This window comes from Pseudomonas sp. GL-B-19, from assembly GCF_019956415.1.
Classification (GTDB): domain Bacteria; phylum Pseudomonadota; class Gammaproteobacteria; order Pseudomonadales; family Pseudomonadaceae; genus Aquipseudomonas.
Genome location: NZ_JAHBDK010000098.1, coordinates 1 through 4,430, shown reverse-complemented (window position 1 = coordinate 4,430; position 4,430 = coordinate 1). Strand labels below are relative to the sequence as shown.

6 protein-coding genes are annotated in these 4,430 nt (G+C 54.0%); 3 read left to right on the top strand and 3 right to left on the bottom strand.

The features are described 5' to 3' along the window. Positions 1–333: 333 nt before the first annotated feature. The 3 genes from KGB06_RS28780 to arfB all read left to right on the top strand — a co-directional run bounded on the left by KGB06_RS28780 (position 334) and on the right by arfB (position 2,365). Complete coding sequence (locus tag KGB06_RS28780) at positions 334–834, top strand: Hcp family type VI secretion system effector (protein ID WP_223521793.1); 501 nt, start codon at positions 334–336, stop codon at positions 832–834. Beyond that, positions 827–1,525, top strand: coding sequence for a DUF4225 domain-containing protein (locus KGB06_RS28775; protein ID WP_223521791.1), 699 nt, complete (start codon positions 827–829; stop codon positions 1,523–1,525). Before KGB06_RS28780 ends, KGB06_RS28775 begins: the two co-directional genes overlap by 8 nt. A gap of 426 nt (positions 1,526–1,951) precedes the next feature. Continuing rightward, positions 1,952–2,365, top strand: a complete 414-nt coding sequence (arfB, locus tag KGB06_RS28770; RefSeq protein ID WP_008010994.1) for an alternative ribosome rescue aminoacyl-tRNA hydrolase ArfB — start codon at positions 1,952–1,954, stop codon at positions 2,363–2,365. Here the strand turns inward: arfB and KGB06_RS28765 are convergent. From KGB06_RS28765 to KGB06_RS29955, 3 genes are all read right to left on the bottom strand, one after another. After that, positions 2,362–3,561 carry an MFS transporter gene (locus tag KGB06_RS28765; RefSeq protein ID WP_223521789.1) on the bottom strand — a complete coding sequence of 400 codons (1,200 nt, stop codon included), beginning with the start codon at positions 3,559–3,561 and terminating at the stop codon, positions 2,362–2,364. The two genes, arfB and KGB06_RS28765, sit on opposite strands and share 4 nt — an antisense overlap. A gap of 104 nt (positions 3,562–3,665) precedes the next feature. Continuing rightward, complete coding sequence (locus KGB06_RS28760; protein ID WP_223521794.1) at positions 3,666–3,848, bottom strand: hypothetical protein; 183 nt, start codon at positions 3,846–3,848, stop codon at positions 3,666–3,668. 76 nt (positions 3,849–3,924) lie between these two features. Then, positions 3,925–4,056 (bottom strand): hypothetical protein, encoded by a 132-nt coding sequence (locus KGB06_RS29955; protein WP_263288442.1) that lies wholly within the window; start codon positions 4,054–4,056, stop codon positions 3,925–3,927. Positions 4,057–4,430 lie beyond the last annotated feature (374 nt).

Here is a 4,430-nt window from a genome sequence, read left to right as displayed (position 1 = left end):
GGGAACAAACTGGTCTGGGTACGGGACTGTCCCTGGATGTAGGCCATAACGAAAAATGCTCCGTATCTTTCGATGCGGAGCATTTTCTTTGATCGCCAGGCAGATTGCTAGGTTTTCACACAGTCTGAATGTGCCGGGTTTTTTGTTCTTGTTGCGTTAACTTTAGTTTGCGCTGTAATCCCGTTCCTACATAAGTATTCAATTTTTACTACAGTGATTTCGGAAATTTTTAAAAAGTTGGCTGATGCTCGTTGCTTCAGAAGCGGCCTACACCATGGTTAATACTTTTTTTGCGATAGTCTGGCGCTTTGAATACATCAAGGATTAGCGCTTATGGCCAGTCACAGTTACATGAGTATTACCGGTAAGCGACAAGGGCATATTTCTGTCGGCTGCTCAGGCCAAAGCTCACTGGGTAACAAGTGCCAGTTCGCGCACCAGGACGAAATCATGGTGCTGGCTTATTCGCACGATATGGTCACCGGTAATGATGGCAGCATTGCAGGTGGTCGTGGCAAGCACAGGCCAATCATGATAACCAAGGCTATCGATAAGTCATCGCCTCTATTGGCAAGTGCACTGCATGAACGTGAAGAGGTCGAGTGCATTATCAATCTCTATCGCACCGCCTCGGCTGGGGGGCAGGAGCGATATTATTCAATACATCTCACCGGTGCGCGAATTGCGCATATCAGTCAGCAAGTTCCCCACGCTATTCGTATGAACGATGCAGAACCGCAAGAGCTGGTGTCCATTCGTTATAGAGAGATTGCCTGGGCGCACGTTCCTGGTGCGACAAGTGCTTATAGTACTTGGGGGAATGAGGATGAATGAAGACTCCTGTGATATTCATGATGTGACGAAAGCGGCCTCTGACTTGGTGGCGGTTGGATGCAGCATTGGTTTGACTCATTTTTCTGATGGAATTACGCGGCTTCGCTTCGGTTCAATGATTTCATCTTATGCTAATGAGGTGATTCAGGCGGTTGATGAGGGGCTCATCAGCGCGTGGCAAGGACTTCAGGAGTTAAGAGCAGAACACGAAGAGTTATTGTCGAAGGCGCTTTTTTATACTCAAAACGGTATCGGTGTTTTGGCAGGAGGGATGCAAATTGAAGTCGGCATCGCGATTACGGGTGCGTCGTGGGGGATCGGGGTCGTGCCAGGTGCGCTTCTAATCGGTCATGGGACAAATAATATCGCCGAAGGGGTGGCGAATATTTATAACGGTCCCGATGCACCTAGTGTTCAAGGTCCCGTTAGGCGCGGCTATCAAGCTCTTTTTAGAGATAGTTATAACGGTAACATGGCGTATTATTCGACCGATTTGCTTTTGTCTGGCTATGGCATGTTTAGGACGGTACGCAAGCCTGGTTCATCGCAGCTTTTTAGGTATGATCCTATAAGTAATGTGCCGGCTTATCAGCAGTCGGGCACTCTAGCTTTGGTTTTTGAGGGTTTGGTTGATTCTATAACTTTAAATTCAATGCTTAAGGAGGAGCCGTCGATGGCGCGTGGCAATTGATACCGTGCGGCATAATGATGTTATGCAGTTCCTCGTAGTTTTGGAATGTAGAAGCGCAAGCCAAATAATGCAATAGGTATATACGTTGCTATGTAGGTAATGTTTAAGGCTTGCCCCTCTAGCGGTACTGCTTCGGTTATTACCCAGACAACTGCTCCCATAATAGGAATTGAACAGCCTAAAACCAAGCAGGTCACTGCCAAATGGTATCGAATGTTTTCAAATGACATAAAATTATAGATCTCGTTGGTGTGGGGTCTGAGATTAATATAGCCATTCAAAACAAAGCAACTCCCCATTTGCAAATGCGAAAACGCTGTAAGAAAAGTCTGGCATGACTTTTTGACCTCACCTGCTCCAGTGAGTACCTGCTATTCAGACCAATATTCGCGGTATCCTGACCACCCTGAACCCGGACGCTTTTCCATGCTGGTGATTTCCAACAACGTGCATCTGCCGGATGCCGAGATCGAGTTGACGGCCATCCGCGCCCAGGGCGCCGGCGGGCAGAACGTCAACAAGGTTTCCAGCGCCGTGCACCTGCGCTTCGACATTCCGGCCTCGTCCTTGCCCGAGTTCTACAAGGAGCGGCTGCTGGCGCTGCGCGACAGTCGCATCACCAGCGAAGGCGTGTTGATCATCAAGGCCCAGCAATACCGCACGCAGGAGGCCAATCGCGCGGATGCGCTGGAGCGCTTGACCGAGCTGATCCTCAGCGCGACCAAGGTCGAGAAGAAGCGCCGCCCGACCAAACCGACGCTGGGTTCAAAAAAACGTCGGCTTGAATCGAAGACCAAGCGCGGCAGCATCAAGGCCGGGCGTGGCAAGGTCGACTTTTAACGCGACTCGCGCGCTTCCCGTTGCTTCGGCGCTTGCCGGTACAAGTAAACGCTCAATGCCAAACCGCTCAGCGCGGCTATCGCGGCGAACAGGAAGATCGAAGCAAAACCAAACCCGGCCGCAATGGCCCCCGCCAGCGGCCCGGTAATCCCCAGCGACAAATCAATGAACAGCGAATAAGCCCCGACGGCCGCGCCACGGCTGGAGGCGGGCACCAGGTTGACCGCTTCCACGCCCAGCGCCGGAAAGACCAGCGAAAAACCGAAACCGGTCAGCGCCGCACCGGCCAGTGCCCAATGGGCATCCGGCGCCAGCCACAGCAGCAACAACCCCAGGGTTTCTACGGACAGGCAGGCAATCGCCACGCGGAACCCGCCGAGGCGGTTGATCAGGTTGCCAAACAGTAGGCGCGCGCCGATGAAGCTGGCACCGAACAAGCTCAAGCACAACACCGCGTTGTCCCAGTGTTGCGTGGCGTAATACAAAGTGATGAAGGTGGCGATGGTGCCAAAACCGATGGAGCCCAGCGCCAAGCCGCAGCCATGTGGCAACACGCGTCCCAGCACATGCATGAACGGCAAACGCTCACCGACCACAATCGGTGCGGCGGTTTTTGGCCAGGCCAGTGCCAGGCCCAGAACGGCCAGCAGCACAATGCTCACGCCCATGCTCCACAATCCCAACTGATGGACCAACAGCACGCCCAGCGGCGCGCCGACGGCCAGAGCGCCGTAACTGGCGATGCCGTTCCAGGAAATCACCTTGGCGGTGTTTGCCGCACCGACCCGGCCGATGCCCCAGCCAATCGATCCCGAGCCGACCAGACTTTCCGCGCTACCCAGCACCAGGCGGCCAATCAGCAGGCTGATCAAGCTCAGCATTGGCAGACTTTGGGTCCAGGCAGAAATCAGCATGAACACACCGCTCAAGCCGCAACCGGCCAGACCGTACATCACCGCCAGTTTGCTGCCCTTGTTGTCGATTATTTTGCCGGCATAAGGTCGGCTGAGTAGGGTGGCCAGGTATTGCACGCTGATCACCAGTCCGGCGATGACTGCGCCGAAACCGAGGTCGCTGTGGACGTAGCCGGGCAATACGGCCAGGGGAATGCCGATATTCAGGTAGCCGATGAAGGTAAACAGAACGATGGAAACGACTTGCAGCGTGACCGCCAGGGGGCGCTGGTTTTCAGACATGGGTAAAGGTCCACGGGAAAGCAGGATAGATAGGCTGCTTATGATAGCGGTGCGAGCGGCTGCGGGTCGTGGAAAAAGTAAAACTATTTGCCGGGCGGCGTGGGTCAGGGTTTGGCGGGGGCAACCAATTGCGTTGTGACCAGGGCGGCCAGGGCGTTTTCTTCAGTGCCAAAACGGGCGAGCAAGGCGGCTTGTTTCTCGGGGGACAGGTGATTCCAGATCTCGATCATCTTCTCGGCGGTGCCGATCAGGACGCTGGCTTGGGTTTCTGAGAAGTCATCGGTCATGGTGCGGGGCTCAAGGTTCAGGCGGTGTGGAAAGCGCATGTTAGCGCTTTCCACACGGTCTGGCATTGCAGGTGTTTCAGTCTTCGCTGTCGGCCTGGCGGCGTTCAGTAGCTTCTTTCAGTTCGGGCTGTTGGGCGCCGGCTTGTTGCGTGGTTGTCTGCTCAGTTTCGTGCAGGCTTGGGAAGGGGAGATTAGGAATCTCGTGCATATTTCGCGCTCCTCGCAAAGTCTGTTGATAGATCTGGTAGATCCGCGCTTATACAAAGCCTGGGCAGGATACAGCAGTAAAAATGACTATCAGACTTTTATATCCATTTGTTTCGACGGATGGGGTTGTCTAGACAGGTCTGCAGGTGGGAACACTGCAAAACAAATGTGGGAGCGAGCCTGCTCGCGAAAGAGGTGGCACATCCGACATCAATGTGACGGATAGACCGCTTTCGCGAGCAGGCTCGCTCCTATGTATGGACTCGCCCCCACTGTCTACCTGCTTTTCAAACACTGCTACCCGGTTGCATCTATGTATAAGGCCTATTCGAGGAAGCCATCTTTGGCTTCTGGCCAACATTGGTTGAGCTCACG